Origin of the sequence: Janthinobacterium sp. UMAB-60 (genome assembly GCF_900095235.1) — a bacterium.
Lineage (GTDB): Bacteria > Pseudomonadota > Gammaproteobacteria > Burkholderiales > Burkholderiaceae_D > Janthinobacterium.
The window spans coordinates 205,693-228,954 of record NZ_LT607494.1 but is presented as its reverse complement, the minus strand read 5'-3'; the positions used below and the strand labels follow the sequence as shown (position 1 = coordinate 228,954).

Sequence of the window (23,262 nt, the reverse complement as noted above, 5' to 3'; positions counted from 1 at the left end):
CATGGCGGCGGGCGAACGACGCCATGGCGCTGCTGCTCGATGGCGCCACCGAGGCGCTGACGGCGCTGGCGTCCGGCAGCGTGGCCACGCCGGCACCGGCAGGCAAGGCTGGCATGGCGCGGGCCGAACCGCTGAAGCGGGGCGTGCTGCACCTGACTTATCTGGTTACCGACACGCGCCTGCGCATCGTCGCGCAGCGCGGCGGACGGAGCGGCAGCACCATCCACGACGTGGCCATCGACGAGCGCGCGCTGGCGCAGCGCATCGCCCGCCTGCGCCGCAGCGCGCAAGACCCGGGACAGGACGCGCGCGCCGACGCCCAGGCGCTGTATGCGCTGCTGCTGGCACCGGCCAGCCGGGAACTGGACGGCGCCACCTCGCTGTCGCTGTCGCTGGACGGCGTCTTGCGCTACCTGCCGTTCGCCATGCTGCATGACGGGCGCCGCTGGCTGGTCGAACGGCTGCCCGTCTCGCTGCATGCCAGCGGCGGCGAACAGGCCGGCGCACAAGAAGCGCCGCGCCGCGCGCCATCGCTTGCCCTGTTCGGCCAGACGCGCGCCAGCGGCGAACTGCCGGCCCTGCCCTTCGTGCAGCGCGAACTGCGCGCCGTGCAGGCGATCGGACACGCGGCGCGCATCCCCAGCCAGGTCTACCTCGATGGCGACTTCACCGGCGCGGCGCTGCAGCGCGCGCTGCCCGCCAACAGCAGCGTGCATATCGCCAGCCATTTCGTGCTGCGCTCGGGCGCGGGCGCGGACTCCTACCTGCTGTTGGGCGATGGAGGCAAACTCAGCCTGGCGGAACTGGCGCAGGACGGCTACCGCTTCGCCGGCCTGGACCTGCTCACCCTGTCGGCCTGCGAAACGGCCGTGCCGGCCGGCACCGATGCCACGGGACACGAACTGGAAGGCCTGGCCTGGCTGGCCCGCCAGCGCGGCGCGCGCAATGTGCTGGCCAGCCTGTGGCGCGTATCAGACCAGTCGACGGCCACCCTGATGGGCGATTTTTATGCGGCGCTGGCGCAAGGCAAGGGCAAGCCGCAAGCCTTGCGCCAGGCGCAGTTGCGGCAGATCCGCGCCGCCCGGCACGCCGTCACGGCGACGCGGGGCCTGACGCCGCTCGACGCCGCCGGCGGCAGCGGCGAGACGCGCGGCCATCCCTTCTACTGGGCCGGTTTCATCCTGCTCGGCTCCTGAGCGCCATACTACGGAAGGCCGTTTTTGGTGTATGCTGGCGGCATGAACAATGACACCGACATCCAGCTCAGCGGCCCCTTCAAGGCCACCGACGGCTCCGGCCGTGCCCACGACATCAAGGCCATCCGCATCTTCGACGAAGGCTACGGCATCATCGACGTCTACGTCGATTTCGCCGCTCCGCTCGAAGCGGGCGCCTGCAAGGACAAGACCCTGGTCGGCCATATCCTGGCCCGCTTGCGCAGCCTCGGCTACGTGGGCCCCGACTTCGGTCACGGCGACCTGGGCTTGCAAGACAAGAAACTGATCGTCCTGGAAGCGCCGGAAGAGTTTTCCGCCTTTGCAATCAGTAAAGGCTGGAAGGATCTTTCGGCCGAGTTCGACGAGGACTAAGCCGTTTTCTCCCCATCTGCGCCGTACCCGCGACTTGCCGGTACGGCGTTTTTCATGGGCGGCGATTTATGCCAGGTAGCGCGCGCTCCAGGCGGCAATCACATTGGCGACATACGCGGCGTCATCGCGCCCCGTCAATAAATGGTCGGCATCGTCGAGCGACACAAAACTTTTCGGGTGCTTGGCGGCAGTAAAGATATCCATCGCGTTCGACAGGCTCACCGTCGTGTCGTTGGGCGCGTGCATCACCAGCAGGGCGCGGCGCAGGCCGGCGATATGGGCCTTCAGGCTGTGGCTGCCCGCGTCGGCGACGAATTGCTGGCGGATGCGGAAGGGCCGCCCTTCCAACTGCACCAGCGCCTCGCCCTCGGCGGCGATTTGCTCCAGGTGCGCGCTGAACATGCGCGTGACATACGCGGGCGTGCTGGGGGCGGCCAGGGTCACCACGGCCGTCGCTTCCGGCACTTGCGCGGCGGCCGCGAGCACGGCGGCGCCGCCCAGGCTGTGGCCGATCAGCAATTGCGGCGCAGCATGTTTTGCCCGCAAGAAATCGGCGGCGGCCAGCAGGTCGTCCACGTTCGACGAAAAATTCGTGGCGGCAAACTCACCCTCGCTGGCGCCCAGTCCCGTGAAGTCGAAGCGCAGCACGGCGATGCCGTGTTGCGTCAAGCCTTGCGCGATGCGCCGCGCGGCCAGCACGTCCTTGCCGCAGGTAAAACAGTGGGCGAACAGCGCGTAGGCGCGGATGGCGCCGTCGGGCGCATCGAGGCGCGCCGCCAGCACATGGCCGTGTGCGCCGGGAAAATCTTGCCGGGTGGATTTCATTATCTCAGATCAAAGCTGCCGCGCAGCGCGGCCGATGGCGCATTGTAGCGCCGCCCGGCCACCGCCTGCTTCAAGCACGCTTGGGAATATCCACGCCCCTGGCAACGGCTGGCCTGGCCAGGAATGCGTCCAGCGCGCGCTGCAGGTTCGGAAAATTGTTAAAACCTACCAGCTCGCCCGCGCCATAAAAACCCACCAGGCAGCGCACCCACGGGAAGATGGCGATGTCGGCAATCGTGTACTGACTGCCCATGATCCAGTCGCGGCCCTGCAGGCGCTGCTCGAGCACGCCCAGCAGGCGCTTCGCTTCGCCAATATAGCGTTCCAGCGGACGCTTGTCTGCGTAGTCCTTGCCGGCGAATTTATGGAAGAAGCCCACCTGGCCAAACATGGGGCCGATACCTCCCATCTGGAACATCAGCCACTGGATGGTTTCGTAGCGCAAGCCCGCGTCCTGCGGCAGGAACTTGCCCGTCTTTTCCGCCAGGTACAGCAGGATGGCGCCCGACTCGAACAGGGCCAGCGGCTTGCCATCGGGACCGTGCGGATCGAGGATGGCGGGAATCTTGTTGTTCGGATTGAGGGACAGGAAGGCGGGCGACAGCTGGTCGTTCTGCTCGAAGCTGACCAGGTGCGGCTCGTACGCCAGACCCAGCTCTTCCAGCAGGATCGAGACCTTGATGCCGTTCGGCGTCGGCAGCGAATACAGCTGCAGGCGCTCGGGATGCCGGGCAGGCCATTTTTGGGTGATGGGGAAGTCGGAAAGTTGTGTCATGGATATCCTTCAATTAAAGACGCGGCGCAAGCAAGTATAGCCAAGCATGGCGGTTTCAGCAGGACAGCGCCGTCAGCCAAACAAGCCATGCAAAAACCAGCGCGGCGCCGCGTCTTCCGCGCTGCCGGCGATGCGTTCGCGGTAGACCCAGTAATGGGCGTGGTCGAGGCCTTCCGCAATAAAATAGTCGCGCGCCTGCGACTGGCCCCACCAGCCCGCCTCGATGCGCTCGGCCACGGACACCATTTTCAAAGGCGAGCCATAGAAGGGCCGATGTTCGCGCATCAACAGGGCGATGGGCTGGGCCAGCAGCCAGCCGGGACGGGGCATGCCGGACAAGCCGGGCGGCAAGTCGGGTGCCGCGCTTCTTGAAACGGGCTTGGCCGGCAGCGGCAGCCACTGGTTGGCCGCCTCGGGACGGTAATCGGCGCGCGGCACTGCCTGCAAGACATTTTCCATGCCCAGGCGCGCCACCAGCAATTCCAGCAAGCGCTGACGCTCCTGCGGCGTGCCGCCCGGCTCGGGAAACAGGCTCTCGCTCGGTGGCGCCATTGGCTGCACCTGCAGCGCTTCCAGGCTCAGGCCGATCACGGGTGCCTCCAGCACCAGCTGCGCCAGGCGCTCCTTGAGCAGGCGCACCAGGTGCTCGTCGCGCCAGACGGCGACACCCAAGGCCAGGTCGATGACGGTGGGCGGGCGCGCCACCCTGCCCCGCTCGTGCGCCAGCAGCAGCTGTATGCGCTCGACGGCGAATTGCCGCGCGCACAGCCAGCCCGTCATTTGCTGCAGCAGGCGGCGCGCACCGAACAGCAGCGCGTCCGCGTGCTCGACGCGGTCGAACAATTCCAGGCTGGCGCGGAACGTGGGCGGCGCTTCGATCCAGACGAACAGTTCCGTGCCGTGGCCATGCGCGTCGTCGAGCATCTCCAGCACGGCGGCGCCGCAGCGGCGCTGCAAGCCGGGCCGGGGCAAGTGGCGCAGCTGCCCCAGGGTGCGGCAGCCGATGCCTTCGAACCAGTCGAGCCAGGGGCGCGCGGGCGGCAGCAGGGCGCACGGCAGGCCGTCGAGGCGGCGCACCAGGCTGGCCATGCTCAAGGTCCGGCCCCGGCGCGTGCCAGCGCGCGCCAGCAGCCAGGCCCCGCGCGCCGTGGGGGCGCACGACAGCTGGGCCGTGTAGCCGAGCGCGCACAAGCTGGCCGCAATCTGCCGGCACAGGGCGCGCACGCCGCCGAACAGGCGCAGGCTGGCGCCCGCATCGACCAGCAGGGTCGCTTCCTCGCCCTGCGCCACCAGCGGCGAGTATTGCAGCAGCGCCAGCGCCACCGCTTGCAGGGCTTGCGCTTCCAGTTCGGGCGAGCGCTCGTGCAGGCGCGCCTGCGGCGCCAGCATCAGCACGCCGCCACGGCGCATGCCCGGCCGGATGCCGGCCGCCCGCGCCAGCGGCGACAGGGCCATCACTTGCTCCTGCTCCAGCACCACGCCCAGCTGGTCAGCCGACCAGCGCGGGCAAAATACTTCGAGCGGGAGCCGGGGCAGGCACAGGCCGATCCAGAGTCGCATGGCGTAGCAGTAAAGAAGGAGGTTGCAGGGGCAGGAACAGGGGCGCGTCGCGCTGCGGTCCCCGGCGCTTGATGAAGCCGATCTCGATGCCGCCGGCGGCCGGGCGCACGGACAGGCGCAGCGGCGCCGGCGACGCATCCTGCGCGCCGTGCAAGGGGCGCAGCATGCAGAACAGGGTGTTGCCCGATTGCGCCGCCAGGTGCAGGCGGCGCAGGCTGTCGGCGCGCACGTGCGACTGCCAGAACAGCAAGGCGCCGCAACTGCCGCTGCGCAAGATGTTTTCCGCCGCCCACAAGGCATCCTTGCTGCCGGCGCTTTTGAGCCACAGCAGCTGCGACGGCGCCAGACCCTGCGCGGCCAAGGCCAGCGCCTGCGGCGGATGGGGCGGCTGCAGCAGCACGATGGGCAAGCCCGGCAGTTGCGCCAGCGCGGGCGCCAGCAGCCGCAATTCGCCGCTGCCCGGCTGCTGCACCAGCAGATCGATGAGGCTGCCGCTGGGCCAGCCGCCGCCGGGCAGCTGCGCGGACAGGGCGGCAAAGCCCGTGTCCAGGCAGCGCGTGGCGCCCTGTCCCAGCTGCGATGCGCGCCATAAAGACGGGTGCAAGGCTTCCGGCGCGGCCATCAATTCGGAATGTTGCATAATTGAATATGAAGATGAATACTGTATGCATATACAGTACTATCCAGTCCGGCTTTTGGCAAGGCTTATCTGTCAGATAGCGTGCCCGGGGCCGCTCCGCCATGTCCGAAAAACCCCGTTTCTGGCATCGATTGCTGTACCATAAGCACTCTCCTTACCGCCTGGCAACGTACCAGTCGGCTCCCTCCGTCCATAAGGAAACGCATTTGACCACCATCCAACTCATCAGCGCCATCGTCTTCGGCCTTGCGCTCATCCACCCCTTCGCCGCCAAATCGTTTGAAACCCTGGCGCAGCGCCATCCCCGCCACGGGGGGCTGCTGCACCTGCTGGGCGAAGTGGAAGTCGTGTTCGGCTTCTGGGCTTTCATCTTGATCATCATCATGGCCTTTGTCTCGGGCGGCGATGCGGCCATCGAGTATGCCGAATCGCGCCAGTACACGGAACCGCTGTTCGTCTTTGTCGTCATGGTGGTGGCCGCTTCGCGCCCCGTGCTCGACGCCGTGCAGCGCCTGCTCAAGGGCGTGGCGCGCGTCATGCCGCTGCGCACGGAACTGGCCCTCGTCTGGCTGGGACTGGCACTCGTGCCCCTGACGGGCTCGATGATCACGGAACCGGCCGCCATGACGCTGGCCGCGCTGATGCTGGCGCCGCAAATCTTCCGTCCGGGCATCCCCGAATGGCTGAAATACGGCGCGCTGGGCGTGCTGTTCGTCAACGTTTCCATCGGCGGCACCCTGACTTCGTACGCGGCGCCGCCCGTGCTGATGGTGGCCACCACGTGGAACTGGGACAGCGCCTACATGGCCAGCCATTTCGGCTGGAAAGCCGCCATCGCCGTGCTGGTCAACGCCACGGGCGTGAGCATATTGCTGCGTAAATACCTGCACAGCAACACCTCCGACATCAAGCCGAAAGCCGGTGACGTGGAAGCGCCGAAAGTGCCGCTGGCCGTCAGCGTCGTGCACATGATCGTGCTGGGCGGCGTGGTGGCCCTGGCGCACCATCCCGTGCTGTTCTTCGGCCTGTTCCTGTTCTTCCTCGGCTTCGTGCAGGCGTATGAGCGTTATCAAAGCCCGCTGATCCTCAAGGAAGGCTTGCTGGTCGGCTTCTTCCTCGGCGGCCTGGTGGTACTGGGCGGCATGCAGCAATGGTGGCTGCAGCCCATCGTCTCGAGCCTGAAACCGCTGGCCCTGTTCTTCGGCGCCCTGGGCTTGACGGCGATCACGGACAATGCGGCCCTGACTTACCTCGGATCGCTGATCGTCGGCATGACGGACGAAGCGAAATACATGCTGGTGGCTGGCGCCGTGGCCGGTGGCGGCCTGACCGTCATCGCCAATGCGCCGAATCCGGCCGGCGTATCCCTGCTGCGCCGCGGTTTCAAGGATGAATCGATCGGCGCCGTCGGCCTGCTGGCGGGCGCCCTGCTGCCGACGGCCGTGGCGGCCCTGGCTTTCCTGGCTTTGTAGTCACCGCAATGCGGCGGCCACCCTGGCCGCCGCTTTAATCCCCTTCGTACACGAGGAAGTGCAGCCGGTCATAAAACAGGCTGTAGGCATAGTCGAACGTGCCCACGCTGCGAAAACCCTTGTGCAGATACACCTGCAGCGCTTCGCTCTTTTCCCATACCGTCAAGGTGATGCGCGCGCAGCCCTTGCGGCCGGCCAGGTCGCGGATTTCATGGAACATTTGCCTGAACAAGCCCTGGCCCCGGTATTTCTCGTCGATGGCCAGGCTGCTGACGAAACAGTCGTCGGCGCGCGCGTGCGCGAGCACGAAGCCGTCATACGCATCGTCGAGCGCCTTCATGTCGTCGCGGTAATACGAGACGGCGCCGCAGGCCTGGAACTCGTCCATCGTCGCGGCCGTGAAAAAGCCGATGAAGCGGTCATCCTCGTCATGCAAGCCGTGGATGTGCGCCAGATACGGGTCGATATTCTGCCGCCGCTGCAATTCGACGAATTGCAGATTGAGTTTATTTCCAAAAGAACAGTATTCCAGGTAACTGGTGGCAAACAGCAATTTGGCCATGCGGTTCTTCGTCTCGTCGTCCAGCAGTTCACCCGCCACCAGCTTGAGCGGCGCATGCGACAGCAGGCCCGCCTGCGCCTCGTCGCAGGACGGAGCGGCATCGCCGATGGCCGGCATGCGGCTGCCGTGGCGGCCCACGGTGGGGCGCCAGAAAGCGCCAGCGGCGATATGCTGCGAACGGTGGGCCAGCAGGTAGCGGCAAAAAACGTCATTCACACGGTCCAATAGCGGGTCGTCCGACAGCACCGAGTAATAGTGAAAATGGTCGATGTCCGCCCGCAGCTGGGCCGCATACGCCATGCGCGGCACTTCCTCGATGTCGAACACGTCGACGATGTCGGGCAGGCGCAAAGGATCGTCGAGCTGCCAGCCGATGTCGGCTAGCCGCGCCACGCAGCGCGCATACGCGCGCCGCTCCTCGTCGCTCAAGGGGATGTGCATCTCGGTAATGATATCGTCCAGCAAGCGCATGCCGCGGATGCCGCCCACCACCGCTTCACGCGCGCCGTCATACAGCACGCCATAGCGCTGGTAGAACTCCGCATGACTGAGCACGGTCACGCCCAGGTTTTTCTTCCATTCGGCATAGAACTGGCCGAACAGTTGCGCTTCGAATTGCGGGCAGGAATGGGGAATTTCCCCATCGATACCCGCATACGCGAGGTTCACATTGCGCTGGATCACACGCAGCGCGGCATCGTTCTTCTTGGCGATCAGCATGCCCGTTTCATCGAGAAACAGATTCATCCAGCTGACATGCCGGCGTTCTTCACTGTCATCAGCGTTGCGCTGGAAGTAGTCGGGCACTTCCGGCTTCATCAGGAAAATCGTCGCCGGATTATGCGGGATCGTATCGACATCCATATACATGCCGCCATATTCGCACATGATGAGAATGCGGAAATAATCGGACAAGGTGGCGAAGTAGCGCTGCGCATGCAGGGTATCGAGGATGTCGAAGCGGGCCGGCGCAAAGTCCAGCGCCAGCGCGCGCAGCGAGTTGATGTGCAAGGTCGTGCCGCCGATGGCATAGCGGCCTATCGTGTAGCGCCCGGCGCCGCCCGTGGGGCTGAAGCGCGCGTCATGGCGCAACTGCTGCACATCCCACACCCACAGGATGGAGACATACGGCGCGCCGCCGTTGTGCCGCACCTCGTCCAGCGCCGCGCCCCACTGCTGAATCGCTTCACAGGCGATGGCCGGCAGCGGCCCGCCCATCCAGATGCGGTGCAGGTAGCGCTCATCGTCGCCCAGCGCGCGCGTGGGGATGCAGCTGAGCGAGGAACAGCTTGCCGCATTGAAATACGTAAAATTGCCGGCGACAAAGCTGCGCAGGGCCGCGACGCCCGCCTGGTGCTGCGCGGCCAGTTGTTCCTGGTCGCTGCCGGCCGGCCCAACATCGGCCAGGGTGATGTAATCGAGTTTCAGCCGGTGGATGCGGAACTCGTATTCCAGGCTGAAAATCTTTGCTTGATCGTGTTTTGAGGCCAGGTCATCTATTTTCATGGGCGCACCATTTTCCACAGGAAAGTGTCAATCAACGTCGCAGGAGGTAAAACAGGGGCGGGAACATGCGCAGCGTGGCGCCATCAATGCCGGGCCAGCCGCACCTCGCTTTCCCGGCGTCCCGCCATGCCCCGCGTAAACAGCAGCAGGCAGGCGGCGATGACCACGATGACGGGGATATTGAGCAGCGCATACGTTTCCAGCGCATAGCCGAAGCGCTGGCACAGCACGTTGTACAGCTGCAGCCAGGCGGAAAGATAAATGCAATACAGCAAGCTCATGGCGGCCGTCGTCAATGTCATCGACTCCTTGCTGGCCGTGATCGCGCTGCGGAGCAAGGCGCCGTTGAACAGGCCGAAGCCGATGGAATAGACAAACATGCAAGCGGCAAACACATCGACGTGATGGCGGCCCGCGCCGGCGCCCAGCATGCCGGCCGCCGCGATCAGCCCGCCCAGGCGCAGCAGATGGACGAGGGGGAAATCCTGGCGCAGGCGCTGGATGGCGATGCTGCTTAGCACAAAGCCCGACAAAATCACGCATTGCAGCGCGATATACGTGGCGTAGGAGGCGCCCATTTCCTGCAGCACGAAGATCGGCGAAAAACCGATCCAGGCCGTCAGGGGCACGGTGGCCAGCCCGGCCGTGAACATGCCGAACATGAAGCGCCCATTGCTGAAAATGGCGGCATAGCTGCGCACGATGGCGCGGCCATCCAGGCGCGGCTGTGTCGGCGCCGTGCGCGGCATGCTCTTGAACAGGCCCAGCAGGGACAGCAGCGCCAGCAGGCCGGAGAGAAAAAACACGTAGCGCCAGTCCAGCCGGCTGATGATGGCGCTGCCGAGGATGGGACCGGCCAGGGGCGCAAGGATGGTGGTGCTCGACAGAATACTGCTGAGCTTGACAGCCGCCATGTCGTCGAACAGTTCATGGATCATGGCATAGCCGACGAAGATGAAGCAGCAGCCCATGCCCTGGATGAAGCGCACGGCGAGAAATTGCTCGATGGAAGTCGCAAACGGCACGGCCAAGGTGGCCAGCAAGAACAAGGTATTACCAGTCAGCACCAGCTTGCGCTTGCCGATCGTGTCGGCCAGGGGCCCGAGGAAAATCTGCAGCGAACTGCCGCCCAGCAGATACAGGCTCAGGGACAGGGGGACGAATTTTGCCTCCGCCTTGAATTCGTCGACGATGCCCAGCATGGCCGGCATGATCATGTCGTTCGACAGATAGATATTCAACTCAAAAACGAGAAAAAATGCAAAAAACCACAACAACTGCCTGGACTGGATGGACATGGCGCGTTCCGTAACGTGGGTGGCTGCCGTCAGTGCGTATCTGCCGTCGGGGCATGGAACGGCGGATACGGATCACACTGAAACGTGTACCAATTGTATACCAGTTAGGGTTTTTATCGCTTGATTTTGTGATTTTTAAATACCGCAACAATACCAATTGCGCCAAATACACGGCGCTGCAGCAATGGCGCCGGGCTGAAAAGAGCGCCGCCATGCGGAAAAAAAGAAGAGCCATGCGTACCAGTGCCTGCCGCGCCGTTGCGGCGCGCGGCAGGCTGGCTTAGCGGCGGCGGTGGCTGGCGAAGAAATCGAGCAGCATCTTGCTGGCGTCGGGCTTGGCCTTGTCGTTGAACGGCAGGCTGGCGTCGCCGCCGCTCCACGCGTGTTCAAGGTGCTCGACCTGCGCCACGCGCAGCAGCACCTCCTGGCCCACCTGATAATCGTGCAGCGCATACGCATGGGCCGGATTGCGTCCGCCCGCCGCCCCGCCCGGCAGGCGCTGCGCCGTCACCAGCGTATCGGCTGGCATGCGGTTCACGCGCACGCTCTGGCGCACCAGCTGCGTCTGGTTGATGGGCCGCACCACCTTGTCGGCCAGCCCTTGCAGCAGGATGGTCGGCAGGCGGGGAAACGCGGGCTGGCGCGCCAGCACTTCATCGATGGCTGCGTCGGCACGGGCGGCAGCGCCATGCTGCATCACGCCCAGCGCGCCGATCAGGTTATGCCCGGCGCCAAACACGGGCCCCGAGTGCAGGCCCAGCGCGGCAAACAGATGGGGATGGTTCAGGGCCACGATATGCGCCATGCCGGCGCCGGCGGAAATGCCGCAGATATAGATGCGCGTGCGGTCGATCGCGTAGCGGGCCGCCACTTGCTCGATGGCGCCGACGATCAGGCGCACGTCGCCGCCGCCCTCCTGCGTCAGCTTGTCATACCACTTCCAGCAGCGGCGCGCATGCGAACGCAACGATTGCTGCGGATACAGCACGGCATAGCCCTTGCGTTCGGCCAGGCGGTTCATGCGCGTGCCTTCGGCAAACTGCGTGGCGCTCTGTTCGCAGCCGTGCAGCATCACCAGCAGCGGCCGGCCCCGGCTGCGCATGGCGGCGCTCGGCGCCTTCTCGGGCAGGTACAGGAAATACGGCAGGCGCCGGCCCGGTAACTGTCCCAGTTCCGGCAATGGCGCATAGTGGGCGGCCAGCCACTTGCCCGGCGGGGGCGCCGTTCGCTTGCGCACGCGCGGGGGCGACAGGGGCGTGGCAAACGGCGCCAGCGCGGGCACGGCATCGCTGGCGGGCCTGGCGCGCGGCTTGGGACTCGCCTTCGCGGTCTTGGCCACGGCCTTGCGGGCCCTGGGCTTGGCGGGCACGGGCCCGAACAGCACCTTGGCCAGCTTGGTCGCCGTGCGCTGCTGCGCCTTACCGGCGCGCAATAACCCGCGCAGCCACTTGGTGGCGGGCTTCACCATGGCGAGCGGCGCGCGTGTCGTGGTGGAGCGTACCGCAAGTTCATCCCTCTGCATCGTTGCATCGTCAGCATGTGCGGCCTCCTCCGTAGAACGCATAGAGTACCGCAATTGGCTGACAACACCGTGCGTTTGCGCACCGATAAAAGTGCCCCCGGCACCATTGAGGCAGATCAAGCGTGACCTTGGGCGTATGCTTACGCTAGGTGTTCGATCAGCATTTCACCAGAGGAGAAAACACCATGAGCTATCTGGACCGCGACATCCTGGGCATGTACCGCAACCACGACGGCCCGGGGCCGGCCCTGATGGGGGCCGACACCCTGCTCGGCGACGATGTCTACAATCACAACGACGAGGAACTGGGCGACATCAAGGAAATCATGCTCGACATGCGCACGGGGCAAATCGCCTATGCCGTGCTGTCCTTCGGCGGCATCCTGGGCATGGGCGACAAGCTATTTGCCGTGCCCTGGGAACGCCTGACCCTGGACCCCGTCAACAAGCGCTTCCTGCTGAATGTGGAAAAAAACCAGCTGAAAGACGCACCCGGCTTCGACAAGAACAACTGGCCCGACATGGGCAGCGACGCCTGGAACCAGCAGATGGAAGCGTTCTATGGCAGCGGCACGCGCTATGGCAGCATGGCGGGCAACCGCATGCCATCGGGCAGCGACCTGCGCGGCGGCGCCAGCCTGCAATCAGACAGCGAAGGCAGCATGTCCGGCACCTCCATGAGCGGCAGCCGCGCCGGCACGGGCAGCAACCAGGGCGGCTCGCGCTCATCGCTCAGCGATGATGAGTAGGTCGGATTAGCGGCGCAGCCGCGTAATCCGACACCACCAGCGACACCGCACCATCGGTCGCGCCAACGATGGCGTCGGATTACGCGTGGCTTCGCCCCGCTAATCCGACCTACCGCTGCATCGATTCCCATACCTTCTGCAAGCGCTTGGCAGAAACAGGCATCGGCGTGCGCAATTCCTGCGCAAACAACGACACGCGCAGCTCTTCCAGCATCCAGCGGAACTCGACCAGTTTCGGGTCCGTGTTCTTGCCGGCCTGGCGGTCCTTGGCTTGGCGCAGGTAGGGTGTAGCCGCCGATTGCCATTCGGCCATCAACTTGGTGTCGCGCGCGGGGTCGGCGCGCAGTTTTTCCAGGCGCACATTGATCGCCTTCAAATAACGGGGGAAGTGCGCCAGCTGCGTGTACTCGTTTTCCGTCAAGAAGCGTTTATGCACGAGACCCTGCAACTGCGACTGGATATCGGCCGCCGCCGCTGCGGGAATATTTTGTAGCCGCTTCGGCAAGCCGTGGAATTCCGTCAGTACTTGCGACAGCAGGCGGGCGATTTCATTGACCAGCAAGACCAGGCGCGACTTGCCTTCCGCCTGGCGCTTGGCGAACGAGGCGGCATCCAGCGGCAGCGGATCTTGCAGACAAGCGATGTCGAGCGCCTTGTTGATGATTTGCTCGCGCAGCTCTTCCTGCGAACCGAGGGCCATGAACTGCATACCCATCTGTTGCAGGCCAGGGATGCTTTTCTCGACGTACTTGATCTGCTCCTTCATTTGCAGCGCGAACAAGCGGCGCAAACCGACCTTGTGCGTGCGCGCGGCCACGGTCGGGTCGTCAAACACTTCCAGGTCGCAATGCGTGCCCTTGTCGACCAGCGCGGGGAAGCCGATCAGGGTCAGCTTGCCCTGCACGATTTCGAGCAATTCCGGCAATTCGCCAAAGGTCCAGGCCGTCAAGCCCATGTGCTGCGAGACGGTGGCATTGCTTGATGCCGGCGCGGCCGCAGTGGCAGTAGCTGCGCCCTTGCCTGCCGCGACTGTGGCGCTCTGTGCCTGCAGCCGCGACGCCACTTGCGCGCCCGCCACCTTCGCACCGGGCGTGCCCGTGCCCGACACGCCCGACACTTCGGCCAGCTTCTGGAAACTCTGGCGCGCCTGGCCGCCGAATTCCGCCTGCAGGGTGGCCAGGTTGCGGCCCATGTCCAGCTGGCGGCCGTGCTCGTCGATCACCTTGAAATTCATGAAGTGATGGGCAGGCAGGGTTTCCGGCTTGAAGTCCGTCGTCAGCACGTTGATCGTGATCTGCGTGCGGATATCGAGAATGATGGCGTCGATCAAATCACCGCGGCCGAACACGCCCGCTTCATGCACGCGCTCGCAGAATTTCGCCGCATAGTCGGGCAGCGGCACGCAATGGCGGCGCAGCTTTTGCGGCAAGGATTTTAATAGCAGATGCACTTTTTCCTTCAGCATGCCCGGCACCAGCCATTCGCAGCGCTCGCGCGGCAACTGGTTCAAGGCATACAGCGGCACGCTCAAGGTCACGCCATCGCGCACGCTGCCCGGCTCGAAGTGATACGTCAAGCCCATTTCCAGGCCCGTCACGGACATGGTTTTCGGGAACAAGTCGGTGGTCACGCCGGCCGCCTCGTGGCGCATCAGCTCTTCGCGGTTCAGATACAGCAGCTTCGGGTTCTCGCGCGTGGCTTCCTTGTGCCATTTTTCGAAACCGGCGCCATTGCACACGTCCGCCGGCAGCAGCTTGTCGTAGAAGGCGGCGATCAATTCATCGTCGACCAGCACGTCCAGGCGGCGCGACTTGTGTTCGAGGTTTTCAATGTCCTTGATCAGTTTGTGGTTGTGCGCAAAGAATGGCGCGCGCGTGTCGAAGTCGCCGCCGACGAGGGCATCGCGGATGAAAATCTCTCGCGCTTCCGGCAAGTTGAAATTGCCGTAATTGATGCGGCGCTGGCTGTACACCACCAGCCCATATAAAGTCGCCCGTTCGGAGGCCGTCACTTGCGCCGAACGTTTTTCCCAGCGCGGCTCGCCCCACGATTTCTTCAGCAGGTGCTCGCCGACTTTTTCCAGCCATTCAGGCTGGATCTGCGCCACGCAGCGCGCGTACAGCCGCGTGGTGTCGACCAGCTCGGCCGCCATGATCCACTTGCCCGGCTTTTTCAGCAGCGAGGAACCGGGCCAGATGTGGAACTTGATGCCACGCGCACCCAGGTAGCCCGCGCCCGGCTCGTCCTCGCCCTTGAAACCGATATTGCCCAGCAAGCCGGTCAGCAAGGCCATGTGCAGGTTGTCGTAGGTGGCCGGTGCCTCATTCAATCGCCAGCCCTGCTCCTTGACGATGGTCAGCAGCTGCGAGTGCACGTCGCGCCATTCGCGCAAGCGCATCTGCGACAGGAAATTCGTGCGGCAATTATCCTGCAACTGGCGGTTGGTTTTCTTGTGCTCGATGGCGGACTCGAACCAGCGCCAGATTTTTAAATAGCTGAGGAATTCCGACTTTTCATCGGCAAACTTCTTGTGCGCCTCGTCGGCCGCCTGCTGGTGCTCCATCGGGCGGTCGCGCGGGTCTTGCACGGACAGGGCCGCGGCGACGATCAGCACTTCCGTCAGACACGCGTTATCGAGCGCGGCGAGGATCATGCGGCCCACGCGGGGGTCCAGCGGCAGCTTGGCCAGCTTGTTGCCCAGCGGCGTGAGCTGGTTCACCTCATCGACGGCGCCCAGCTCCTGCAGCAGCTGGTAGCCATCGGCCACCGCGCGCGCCAGCGGCGGCTCGATGAAGGGGAAGGTTTCCACGTCCGTCAGGTGCAGCGACTTCATGCGCAGGATGACGGCGGCCAGCGAGGAGCGCAGGATTTCCGGCTCCGTGAACTTCGGCCGCAGCAGATAATCCTGCTCCTCGTACAAACGGATGCAGACGCCATCGGCCACGCGACCGCAACGGCCGGCGCGCTGGTTGGCGGCCGACTGGGCGATCGGCTCGACCTGCAGCTGCTCCACTTTATTGCGGTAGCTGTAGCGTTTCACGCGCGCCAGGCCCGCGTCGACCACGTAGCGGATGCCGGGCACCGTCAGCGAGGTTTCCGCCACGTTGGTGGCCAGCACGATGCGGCGCGCATTGCTGGTCTTGAAGACCCGCTCCTGCTCTTCGGCCGACAGGCGGGCGAACAGGGGCAAAATTTCCACGTGCGGCGGATGGTGCTTGCGCAGCGCTTCGGCGCAGTCGCGGATTTCGCGCTCACCGGGCAAGAACACCAGCACGTCGCCCGAGCCGATGCGGCACAACTCTTCCACGCCATCGACGACGGCATCCATCAAGTCGCGCTTTTCGCGCGCGGCGGCCGTGCGCTGGCCTGGTTTGTCAGCGTTCGCGGCACCCGGCATGGCCACCTGCTCCCGTTCCACGGGGCGGTAGCGCACTTCCACCTGGTACAGACGGCCCGACACTTCGATCACGGGCGCGGGTTTTCCTGCTGTGCCGAAATGGCGCGAAAAGCGCTCCGCATCGATGGTGGCCGAGGTGATGATGATTTTCAAATCGGGCCGGCGCGGCAGCAGCTGCTTTAAATAACCGAGCAGGAAGTCGATGTTCAGACTGCGTTCATGCGCTTCATCGATGATGATGGTGTCGTAATTTTTCAACAACGGGTCGGTCTGCGTCTCGGCCAGCAGAATACCGTCCGTCATCAGCTTGACGGAGGCGCCACGGCTCAGGGTGTCGGTAAAGCGCACCTTGAAACCCACGGTTTCGCCCAAGGGCGTGCCCAGCTCCTGCGCGATGCGCTTGGCCGTCGAGGAAGCGGCGATACGTCGCGGCTGCGTGTGGCCGATCATGCCCTTCTGGCCACGCCCCAGTTCCAGGCAAATCTTCGGCAACTGCGTCGTCTTGCCGGACCCCGTCTCGCCCGAGACGATGATCACCTGATTTTCCATCAGGGCCTTGGCGATTTCCGCGCGCCGGCCCGAGACGGGCAAGTCTTCCGGATAGGTAATCGGTGGCAGCGGATTGCGGAAGGCCTTTTCCGCCTCGCGCGCGGCGCGGGCGGCATCACGGCTTTCGCGGCTTTCCTGCCCCTCGCGCGGGGCGCGCTGCTGCTGTTGCTGCCGCTGTTGTACTTTCGGCTGCTCCGCGCCCGGCGGCTGCTGCCTTTGCTGGCTCACGGGCGGACGCTGGCGGCCCTGCGCAGGCGCGGCGGCAGGCGTGGCAATATCCGCGCTGGCGGGCACATTTGCAACGGTGGAAGGAGGGGAAGACTTATTGCTGGCTGAAGACATTGTTTTTTTACAGGTATTTTAAGCGCGCACATCGCGCAGCGAATTATAATGCGCTTAATGGAAAACCCTACCCAATTCGTCCAATGGCTGCGCTCAGTCGCACCCTACATCCACGCCTTTCGCGGCAAGACCTTCGTGGTCGCCTTCCCCGGTGAACTCGTCAGCGCCGGGGCGCTGCAGGTGCTGGCCCATGATTTGTCCCTGCTGCATGCGCTGGACATCAATGTCACCGTTGTCTACGGCTCGCGGCCGCAAGTGGCGGAACAACTGGCCTTGCGCAACGTCGAAGGCCGCTTCCACAACGGCGTGCGCATCACCGATATCGCCGCGCTGGAATGCGCCAAGGAAGCCGCCGGCGAGCTGCGCCTCGATATCGAGGCCGCGTTCAGCCAGGGCTTGCCGAACACGCCGATGTCGCATGCGGCCATCCGTATCATTTCAGGCAACTTCATCACGGCGCGCCCGCTGGGCGTGATCGATGGCGTGGACCTGGAATTGACGGGCATCACGCGCAAGGTCGACGCCGAAACCATCCATTCCATCCTCGGTTCGGACGGCCTGGTGCTGCTCTCGCCGCTGGGCTTCTCGCCCACGGGCGAAGCGTTCAACCTGACCATGGAAGACGTGGCTTGCAGCGCCGCCATCGCCCTGCACGCGGACAAACTGATCTTTATTACCGAAACGCCGATGATGGAAGACGCCACCGGCGTGGAAATCCGCGAACTGTCGTCGCACCAGGCCGAAGCCGTGCTGATGGCCGGTTTCTTGCCCGACGCCACGGCGTTCTACCTGAAACATTGCGTCAAGGCATGCCACAACGGCGTCGAGCGCTCGCACATCGTGCCGTTCTCGATGGACGGTTCCGCCTTGCTGGAATTGTTTACCCATGATGGCGTGGGCACCATGATCAGCCATGAAAACCTGGAAAGCCTGCGCCAGGCCACCATCGAAGACGTGGGCGGCATCATCAAACTGATCGAACCGCTGGAAGCGGACGGCACTTTGGTGAAGCGGGGCCGCGAGCTGATCGAACGCGAAATCGATTATTTCTCGGTCATCGAGCATGATGGCGTGATCTTCGGCTGCGCCGCCCTGTACCCGTTCCCCGCACAGAAGATGGCGGAAATGGCCTGCTTGACGGTCAACCCGGAAGTGCAAGCCCAGGGCGACGGCGAACGCATCCTGAAACACATGGAAAACCGCGCGCGTGCGGCCGGCCTGAACAAGCTGTTCGTGCTGACCACGCGCACCTCGCACTGGTTCAAGAAACGCGGTTTCGTGCCCGCCACCGTCGACGATTTGCCGAAGGACCGCCAGCATATGTATAACTGGCAGCGCAAATCCCAAGTATTAATTAAAACCCTGTAACACGTGAAAAAGCCCGGCATGCCGGGCTTTTTCTTTACTGAAATATCATTACCTGATATTCAGCGGGGCGAACGATTTCACCAGGTCGTCGAGCGCCTTCAATTGCGCCAGGAATGGTTCCAGCTGGTCCAGCGGCAAGGCGCTGGGGCCGTCGCAGCGGGCGTTGTCCGGGTCAGGATGGGCTTCCAGGAACAGGCCGGCGATGCCGACGGCCAGGCCGGCGCGGGCCAGGTCCGCCACTTGCTGGCGGCGCCCGCCCGAAGCGGCGCCGCCGGGGTCGCGTTGCTGCAGCGCGTGCGTGACGTCGAAGATGATGGGCAGATCGTCGCAGGTCTTTTTCATGACGCCAAAGCCCAGCATGTCGACCACCAGGTTATCGTAGCCCAGGCACGTGCCGCGGTCGCACAGGATCAACTGGTCGTTGCCCGCTTCCTTGAATTTTTCGACGATATTGGCCATCTGGCCAGGGCTCAAAAATTGCGGCTTCTTGATATTGATGACTTTACCCGTTTTCGCCAGGGCCACGACGAGGTCCGTCTGGCGCGCCAGGAAGGCGGGCAATTGCAGCACGTCGACCACTTCGGCCACCTGCTGCGCCTGCCATGGCTCATGCACGTCGGTAATCACGGGCACGCCGAACGCCGCCTTCACATCCTGGAAGATGCGCATGCCTTCTTCCAGGCCCGGGCCACGGTAGGAGTGGATCGATGAACGGTTGGCCTTGTCGAAACTGGCCTTGAACACATAGGGAATGCCCAGTTTTTGCGTCACGCGCACATATTCTTCGCAGGCGCGCATGGCAAGATCGCGCGATTCGAGTACGTTGATGCCGCCAAACAGCACGAAGCTGCCTGTATTGCTGACGTCGATGCCATGGACTTTCACTGAGGTCATAGGGATTCCATATTGGTTAATTGCTACTACTTGCTTGGACGAGGCGCAGCCAGCGGCTGGCGCGATAAGGCATCTTACTAGCTAGGGCGGCGCAGATCAAATTTGATCCAGCGCAAGGGCGCGGCAAACGGCGCGTGGCCAGGCCGCGACGGCCCCGCGAGGGCAGGCGCAAAGTACCTTATAATCACGCTTTATCTCTACACTGATTCAGGAGCACAGATGGCCCGCACGATCCACTGCATCAAACTCAACAAGGAAGCCGAAGGACTGGATTTCCCACCGTACCCGGGCGAACTGGGCAAGAAGATTTACGAATCGGTATCGAAAGAAGCGTGGGCCGCCTGGCTCAAGCACCAGACCATGCTGGTCAATGAAAACCGTTTGAACCTGGCCGACGCGCGCGCCCGCAAATACCTGGCCACGCAAATGGAAAAGCATTTCTTCGGCGATGGCGCCGATGCGGCCATGGGTTACGTGCCCCCTACCGAGTAAGTGTCAAGCATTCCCGCCCGTGGCCGCCGCGCCACGGGCAGTTTCACCTGCGTTTCACGCCCTGCCCCGCCGTTTCACGGCACCGCCTCCCCGTTTCGTCGCACTCCGCTCGCCGCCCATGCCGCCGGCTGGCACAGTACGTCCATCGACAACCTCACACCAAGGCGGACACCATGTTGCAGCACATCTTCAGCCACACTCCCCTCTACGTCTGGGCCATCCTGGGCTTCCTCGTCTACCGGGGCGTGCTGGCCAGCCGCGCGCGCGAAGTGACCTTGCGCAAGCTGTGCATCATCCCCCTGGTCATGCTGGCCCTGTCGCTGAGCGGCGTGTACGGCAGCTTCGGCCTGGCCGGCAGCGCGCCATTCGCCTGGGTGGCGGGCGCCGTGGCCGGCGCGGCGCTGGCCTGGACGCTGGTCGATGCGCGCAAGATCGTCGCCATACCCGAGCGGGCCAGCGTGCAGCGCCCCGGCAGCTGGGTGCCGTTGATCCTGATGATGAGCATTTTTTGCATGAAATATGCGGTCGCCGTGACCCTGGCCATCGTGCCGGCCTATGCCCATGCGACCGGCTTCAGCGTGCCCGTCTGCCTCGCCTACGGTGGCTTCAGCGGCATCTTCCTCGGGGGCTTGCTGCGCACCGTGAGCGTGTACCGCCAGGCGCATATGACAAGCGGCCCGCAAGGGGCCGCCGTGTAAGACAGGTGCCAACGCCGGCGAACGCCGGCTATCACCTTAGTAGGCCAGCGTACGCACGCCTTCCGGCATGCCCAGCAGGCAAACATTCGCGCCGCGCACGGCGAACAGGCCGACGGCGATGACGCCGACGATCTGGTTGATCTGCTGTTCCAGCGCCACGGGGTCGGCGATCTGCAAGCCCAGCACGTCGATGATTTCGCCGCCGTTGTCGGTGATGAATGCTTCGGTGCTGCCCGCTTTCAGGCGCAAGCGGGGCGTGCCGCCCAGCGCGGCCAGCTGGCGCGAGACGGCGGCGCGCGCCATCGGCACCACTTCCACCGGCAGCGGGAAGGCGCCCAGGGTCTCGACCAGCTTGGAGCCGTCCGCGATACAGACAAATTGTTTCGCTACGGAAGCAACAATCTTTTCACGCGTCAATGCCGCGCCGCCGCCCTTGATCATGGCGCCGCTGGCCGTGATTTCATCGGCGCCGTCGATGTAGACGGCGATCGACTCGACGTCGTTGAGGTCGAAGACGGCAATGCCATGGCCTGCCAGGCGCGCGGCCGTCGCTTCGGACGACGCGACCGTGCCCTTGATGCGGTGCTTGATCTTGGCCAGTTCATCGATGAAAAAGTTAGCTGTGGAGCCGGTACCGACACCGATGATTTCACCATCGACTACATAGTTAATGGCGGCGCGGGCTACGGCTTGCTTCAATTCGTCTTGGGTCATGACATTCAGGCTAAAGTGGGGAATGACGCTATTTTAACGGATTGCCAGCCCGGCCAGCCGGCCATGGTGACCGACCATGCCATGAGATACAACAGCTAAGCGGGAAAACCTTGCCATAGGGCAATTCCCCGTTCAATTACTCTCTATGGCCTTTAAAATATGCGAAAATGAAATGATCGACCGATATGACGTTTCAGGAATAGCACATGAATCACAGTAAACAGGTACTTGTTGTCGATGACAGCCGGGTTTCACGTTTGATGTCGCATCAGTTCATCCTCAGCAAACATGCCGACTGGCAAGTGATTGAGGCGGCGACGGGTGAAGAAGCCCTGGAAAAAGTCAAGACAGTCAACCCTGTCCTGATATTACTGGATGTCAACATGCCCGGCATGGGCGGCGTGGCGGCAGCGGAACAATTGCGCGTGCTGTGTCCGCAAACGCACATCATTCTCGTCACGGCGAATGTGCAAAACGCCATCCGCAACCGCGCCAGCGAGCTCGGCGTCGGCTTCATGGAAAAACCGATCACGGAAACGCGCATCCATCAGCTGATCGAATCACTGGGACTGTGAGCATGATCAATCTCTCCGAACTCGAAAACGATGCCCTGGTAGAGATATTCAACATCGGGGTGGGCCATGCCGCCGCCGCGATGAGCGAGATCGTCAATGAAGAAGTCACCATGTCGGTGCCGTCGATCACGTTCCTGAACCGTGCCGACGCGGCCGCCCTGCTGGGTAGCAAGAGGGATGGCGAACGCATCTGCGGCGTCAGCCAGCATTACGATGGCGCCTTCGCCACCGAAGCCATCCTGATGTTCCCGGAAGACAAGAGCCTGGAAATCGTGCGCCTGATGGTGGGCGATGCCATGCCGCTGCAGGAACTGACGGAGATGGAACAGGAGGCGATGAGCGAAATCGGCAACATCATCCTCAACTCCTGCGTGGGCACCCTGGCCAATCTGTTCGACAGCGAACTGCATGGTTCGCTGCCCCTGTACCACGTGGGCACCAGCGCGGAAATCCTGTCCTCGTTCGGCGGCCGCGATGACGAAGCCGTCGTGCTGATGCTGCATATCGACTTCGTGCTGTCCAAGCACCAGATCCACGGCTATGTCGCCTTCGTGCTCGACCTGTCCGCCTTGCACGACCTGAAACAGCAGGTCAGCCACTATCTGGCCAAGGTCTTGGGACAGGCGTGACGATCATGCCGGATGCCTTACACCGACTCGCCTTGCTCGAAAGCATACTCGGTGCCGTCAACCTGGGCGCCATCGTGCTCGACGAGCAGCACCGCATCGTGCTGTGGAACCACTGGATGGCGCGCCACTCGGCATGCCGGGCCGACGCCGTGCTGGGGCAGGACTTCTTCGCCGTCTATCCGGAACTGCGGCACAAGCGCATCGATTCAGCCATCACCCAGGCCCTGCGCGACAATTTCCAGTCGCTGTTGTCGCAAACCCTGCACAAGGCGCCATTTGCCCTGTACACACATGGCGTGGCCGCTGGCACGGCGGAAGGCCAGGAACGCATGCAGCAGGCGATCGCCGTCACGCCGATCAATCTACCCGGTTCGCCGCGCCACTGCCTGATCCAGATCAATGATGTCACCATCGCCGTGGGTCGCGAAAAGCTGCTGCGCGAACAGACCATGGTCTTGCGCTCGCAAACGTTTTCCGACGGCTTGACGGGCATTGCCAACCGCCGCCACTTCGACGTGGCGATCGAGAAGGAAATGCGGCGCGCCATGCGCACGGGCAGCCCCCTGTCGCTGCTGATGATCGATATTGACCATTTCAAGGATTACAACGACCATTACGGGCACCAGCAGGGCGACGACTGCCTGATCCGCGTAGCAGCCGAACTGGCCGCCATGCTGCAGCGCCCCACCGACCTGCTGGCACGCTATGGCGGCGAGGAATTTGCCGCCATCTTGCCCGACACGGACGCCGCGCAGGCGCTGCGCATGGCCGAGGCGCTGCGCGAACGGGCGGCCGGGCTGCGCATTGCGCATGCCAAGACGGGCAATGAGGTCAAGCACATCACGGTCAGCATCGGCATCGCCACGCAGCACCCGCAGCAGCAACTGGCCATCTCCGCCCTGATCGGCGCCGCCGACCGCGCCCTGTACCTGGCCAAGGGCGCCGGGCGCAACCGTGTGATGCTACAACCATTGTAGAAAATGCAACGCCGGTAAAGGATTCCAGTAGACATCTTTACGGCGTGTGCGTAGACTCGTAACTAATTGCAGCAACAACAAGAATTTATCTTTGGTATCTATCCATGCGCCTGGCCTGCCCATGCGGGA

The 23,262-nt window shown here is 63.8% G+C and carries 21 protein-coding genes; 11 read left to right on the top strand and 10 right to left on the bottom strand.

Features of this window, described 5'->3' with window-relative positions:
* Together K0F86_RS20550 and K0F86_RS20545 are read left to right on the top strand one after the other, a co-directional pair.
* A partial coding sequence (locus tag K0F86_RS20550) for a CHAT domain-containing protein (protein ID WP_219136071.1) occupies positions 1-1,196 on the top strand: 1,196 nt, incomplete at its 5' end.
* Between the two features lie 42 nt (positions 1,197-1,238).
* Positions 1,239-1,589: a hypothetical protein gene (locus K0F86_RS20545; protein ID WP_096238637.1), complete on the top strand. Its 351-nt coding sequence runs from the start codon at positions 1,239-1,241 to the stop codon at positions 1,587-1,589.
* A 66-nt stretch (positions 1,590-1,655) separates the two neighbouring features.
* Here K0F86_RS20545 and K0F86_RS20540 read toward each other — a convergent pair whose 3' ends face one another.
* The 4 genes from K0F86_RS20540 to imuA all read right to left on the bottom strand — a co-directional run bounded on the left by K0F86_RS20540 (position 1,656) and on the right by imuA (position 5,389).
* Positions 1,656-2,414 (bottom strand): S9 family peptidase, encoded by a 759-nt coding sequence (locus K0F86_RS20540; protein ID WP_219136070.1) that lies wholly within the window; start codon positions 2,412-2,414, stop codon positions 1,656-1,658.
* Positions 2,415-2,484: 70 nt separating this feature from the next.
* On the bottom strand, positions 2,485-3,189 hold the full coding sequence (locus K0F86_RS20535; RefSeq protein WP_219136069.1) for a glutathione S-transferase N-terminal domain-containing protein: 705 nt from the start codon (positions 3,187-3,189) through the stop codon (positions 2,485-2,487).
* 72 nt (positions 3,190-3,261) lie between these two features.
* The gene (locus K0F86_RS20530) at positions 3,262-4,749 is read right to left on the bottom strand and encodes a DNA polymerase Y family protein (RefSeq protein ID WP_219136068.1); all 1,488 of its coding nucleotides are present in this window, start codon (positions 4,747-4,749) and stop codon (positions 3,262-3,264) included.
* Entirely contained in the window at positions 4,679-5,389 is a 711-nt protein-coding gene (gene imuA / locus K0F86_RS20525; protein WP_219136067.1) for a translesion DNA synthesis-associated protein ImuA, read from the bottom strand. Before imuA ends, K0F86_RS20530 begins: the two co-directional genes overlap by 71 nt.
* Positions 5,390-5,595: 206 nt before the next feature.
* Here imuA and K0F86_RS20520 point away from each other — a divergent pair, with 206 nt between their 5' ends.
* Positions 5,596-6,861, top strand: coding sequence for a putative Na+/H+ antiporter (locus K0F86_RS20520; protein ID WP_219136066.1), 1,266 nt, complete (start codon positions 5,596-5,598; stop codon positions 6,859-6,861).
* Between the two features lie 34 nt (positions 6,862-6,895).
* Here the strand turns inward: K0F86_RS20520 and K0F86_RS20515 are convergent, their stop codons facing one another.
* A complete protein-coding gene (locus K0F86_RS20515) occupies positions 6,896-8,929 on the bottom strand; it encodes a GNAT family N-acetyltransferase (RefSeq protein WP_219136065.1) in 2,034 nt (677 codons plus the stop codon).
* 83 nt (positions 8,930-9,012) lie between these two features.
* A complete protein-coding gene (locus K0F86_RS20510) occupies positions 9,013-10,227 on the bottom strand; it encodes an MFS transporter (protein ID WP_219136064.1) in 1,215 nt (404 codons plus the stop codon).
* Between the two features lie 53 nt (positions 10,228-10,280).
* Here K0F86_RS20510 and K0F86_RS20505 point away from each other — a divergent pair, with 53 nt between their 5' ends.
* Entirely contained in the window at positions 10,281-10,511 is a 231-nt protein-coding gene (locus K0F86_RS20505) for a hypothetical protein (RefSeq protein WP_219136063.1), read from the top strand.
* Here K0F86_RS20505 and K0F86_RS20500 read toward each other — a convergent pair.
* Entirely contained in the window at positions 10,508-11,749 is a 1,242-nt protein-coding gene (locus tag K0F86_RS20500; protein WP_306823215.1) for a PHB depolymerase family esterase, read from the bottom strand. The genes K0F86_RS20505 and K0F86_RS20500 overlap by 4 nt on opposite strands.
* Positions 11,750-11,934: 185 nt before the next feature.
* Here K0F86_RS20500 and K0F86_RS20495 point away from each other — a divergent pair, with 185 nt between their 5' ends.
* The gene (locus K0F86_RS20495) at positions 11,935-12,498 is read left to right on the top strand and encodes a PRC-barrel domain-containing protein (RefSeq protein WP_219136062.1); all 564 of its coding nucleotides are present in this window, start codon (positions 11,935-11,937) and stop codon (positions 12,496-12,498) included.
* A gap of 109 nt (positions 12,499-12,607) precedes the next feature.
* Here the strand turns inward: K0F86_RS20495 and hrpA are convergent, their stop codons facing one another.
* A complete protein-coding gene (gene hrpA, locus K0F86_RS20490; protein ID WP_219136061.1) occupies positions 12,608-16,786 on the bottom strand; it encodes an ATP-dependent RNA helicase HrpA in 4,179 nt (1,392 codons plus the stop codon).
* Between the two features lie 57 nt (positions 16,787-16,843).
* Here hrpA and argA point away from each other — a divergent pair, with 57 nt between their 5' ends.
* A complete protein-coding gene (argA, locus tag K0F86_RS20485) occupies positions 16,844-18,154 on the top strand; it encodes an amino-acid N-acetyltransferase (protein WP_046685875.1) in 1,311 nt (436 codons plus the stop codon).
* A 48-nt stretch (positions 18,155-18,202) separates the two neighbouring features.
* Here the strand turns inward: argA and kdsA are convergent, their stop codons facing one another.
* Positions 18,203-19,048 (bottom strand): 3-deoxy-8-phosphooctulonate synthase, encoded by an 846-nt coding sequence (gene kdsA / locus K0F86_RS20480; RefSeq protein ID WP_219136060.1) that lies wholly within the window; start codon positions 19,046-19,048, stop codon positions 18,203-18,205.
* A gap of 219 nt (positions 19,049-19,267) precedes the next feature.
* Here kdsA and K0F86_RS20475 point away from each other — a divergent pair, with 219 nt between their 5' ends.
* Positions 19,268-19,540 (top strand): oxidative damage protection protein, encoded by a 273-nt coding sequence (locus tag K0F86_RS20475; protein WP_034750797.1) that lies wholly within the window; start codon positions 19,268-19,270, stop codon positions 19,538-19,540.
* A complete protein-coding gene (locus K0F86_RS20470) occupies positions 19,459-20,238 on the top strand; it encodes a DUF6622 family protein (RefSeq protein ID WP_306823216.1) in 780 nt (259 codons plus the stop codon). Before K0F86_RS20475 ends, K0F86_RS20470 begins: the two co-directional genes overlap by 82 nt.
* A 36-nt stretch (positions 20,239-20,274) precedes the next feature.
* Here K0F86_RS20470 and rpiA read toward each other — a convergent pair whose 3' ends face one another.
* Positions 20,275-20,952, bottom strand: a complete 678-nt coding sequence (gene rpiA, locus K0F86_RS20465; protein WP_219136058.1) for a ribose-5-phosphate isomerase RpiA — start codon at positions 20,950-20,952, stop codon at positions 20,275-20,277.
* 206 nt (positions 20,953-21,158) lie between these two features.
* Here rpiA and K0F86_RS20460 point away from each other — a divergent pair, with 206 nt between their 5' ends.
* The 3 genes from K0F86_RS20460 to K0F86_RS20450 are packed head-to-tail and all read left to right on the top strand — an operon-like array spanning position 21,159 to position 23,133.
* Positions 21,159-21,527, top strand: a complete 369-nt coding sequence (locus K0F86_RS20460; RefSeq protein WP_219136057.1) for a response regulator — start codon at positions 21,159-21,161, stop codon at positions 21,525-21,527.
* A 2-nt stretch (positions 21,528-21,529) separates the two neighbouring features.
* Complete coding sequence (locus tag K0F86_RS20455; RefSeq protein WP_219136056.1) at positions 21,530-22,156, top strand: chemotaxis protein CheC; 627 nt, start codon at positions 21,530-21,532, stop codon at positions 22,154-22,156.
* Positions 22,157-22,161: 5 nt separating this feature from the next.
* Entirely contained in the window at positions 22,162-23,133 is a 972-nt protein-coding gene (locus K0F86_RS20450) for a sensor domain-containing diguanylate cyclase (RefSeq protein ID WP_219136055.1), read from the top strand.
* Positions 23,134-23,262: the final 129 nt, after the last annotated feature.

Coding starts and splice junctions, on each gene's coding strand:
- K0F86_RS20510 (WP_219136064.1), bottom strand. CDS start 10,227: ATGTCCATCCAGTCCAGGCAGTTGTTGTGGTTTTTTGCATTTTTTCTC.
- K0F86_RS20540 (WP_219136070.1), bottom strand. CDS start 2,414: ATGAAATCCACCCGGCAAGATTTTCCCGGCGCACACGGCCATGTGCTG.
- K0F86_RS20500 (WP_306823215.1), bottom strand. CDS start 11,749: ATGCAGAGGGATGAACTTGCGGTACGCTCCACCACGACACGCGCGCCG.
- K0F86_RS20460 (WP_219136057.1), top strand. CDS start 21,159: ATGAATCACAGTAAACAGGTACTTGTTGTCGATGACAGCCGGGTTTCA.
- K0F86_RS20455 (WP_219136056.1), top strand. CDS start 21,530: ATGATCAATCTCTCCGAACTCGAAAACGATGCCCTGGTAGAGATATTC.
- K0F86_RS20515 (WP_219136065.1), bottom strand. CDS start 8,929: ATGAAAATAGATGACCTGGCCTCAAAACACGATCAAGCAAAGATTTTC.
- hrpA (WP_219136061.1), bottom strand. CDS start 16,786: ATGTCTTCAGCCAGCAATAAGTCTTCCCCTCCTTCCACCGTTGCAAAT.
- K0F86_RS20535 (WP_219136069.1), bottom strand. CDS start 3,189: ATGACACAACTTTCCGACTTCCCCATCACCCAAAAATGGCCTGCCCGG.
- imuA (WP_219136067.1), bottom strand. CDS start 5,389: ATGCAACATTCCGAATTGATGGCCGCGCCGGAAGCCTTGCACCCGTCT.
- K0F86_RS20450 (WP_219136055.1), top strand. CDS start 22,162: ATGCCGGATGCCTTACACCGACTCGCCTTGCTCGAAAGCATACTCGGT.
- K0F86_RS20545 (WP_096238637.1), top strand. CDS start 1,239: ATGAACAATGACACCGACATCCAGCTCAGCGGCCCCTTCAAGGCCACC.
- kdsA (WP_219136060.1), bottom strand. CDS start 19,048: ATGACCTCAGTGAAAGTCCATGGCATCGACGTCAGCAATACAGGCAGC.
- K0F86_RS20530 (WP_219136068.1), bottom strand. CDS start 4,749: ATGCGACTCTGGATCGGCCTGTGCCTGCCCCGGCTCCCGCTCGAAGTA.
- argA (WP_046685875.1), top strand. CDS start 16,844: ATGGAAAACCCTACCCAATTCGTCCAATGGCTGCGCTCAGTCGCACCC.
- K0F86_RS20475 (WP_034750797.1), top strand. CDS start 19,268: ATGGCCCGCACGATCCACTGCATCAAACTCAACAAGGAAGCCGAAGGA.
- rpiA (WP_219136058.1), bottom strand. CDS start 20,952: ATGACCCAAGACGAATTGAAGCAAGCCGTAGCCCGCGCCGCCATTAAC.
- K0F86_RS20505 (WP_219136063.1), top strand. CDS start 10,281: ATGGAACGGCGGATACGGATCACACTGAAACGTGTACCAATTGTATAC.
- K0F86_RS20495 (WP_219136062.1), top strand. CDS start 11,935: ATGAGCTATCTGGACCGCGACATCCTGGGCATGTACCGCAACCACGAC.